The 257-nt window shown below is 54.5% G+C and carries 1 protein-coding gene; it reads right to left on the bottom strand.

Annotated elements, in window-relative coordinates; genetic code table 11:
- A partial coding sequence (locus tag HU765_RS26670; RefSeq protein ID WP_186624096.1) for an NAD-dependent epimerase/dehydratase family protein occupies positions 1-257 on the bottom strand: 257 nt, incomplete at both ends.

Below are 257 nucleotides of genomic sequence, written 5' to 3'. Positions count from 1 at the left end.
GCCATCGACTTCATATTATTGCCGCTGCCAATCATAACGAAACGGCCGCTGGCGATCTGGCGGAACAGGTTATACACGTTGCCGCGGTTGCCTTCGCCGAACACCACCGTCGGACGGATGATGGTCAATTTATTTGCGGCGTCTGCCTTGCGCCAGGCCTCATAAACATATTCCGCCTCGAGCTTGGACTTGCCGTAATGGTTGAAAGGTTCGAAACGCCCTTCTTCGCCGGTTTCCTGCTTGACGAACCCGTAAAC

This window comes from Pseudomonas sp. SWRI81 (genome assembly GCF_014268545.1).
Lineage (GTDB): Bacteria > Pseudomonadota > Gammaproteobacteria > Pseudomonadales > Pseudomonadaceae > Aquipseudomonas > Aquipseudomonas hamedanensis.
This window is presented reverse-complemented; position numbering and strand designations above follow the sequence as displayed.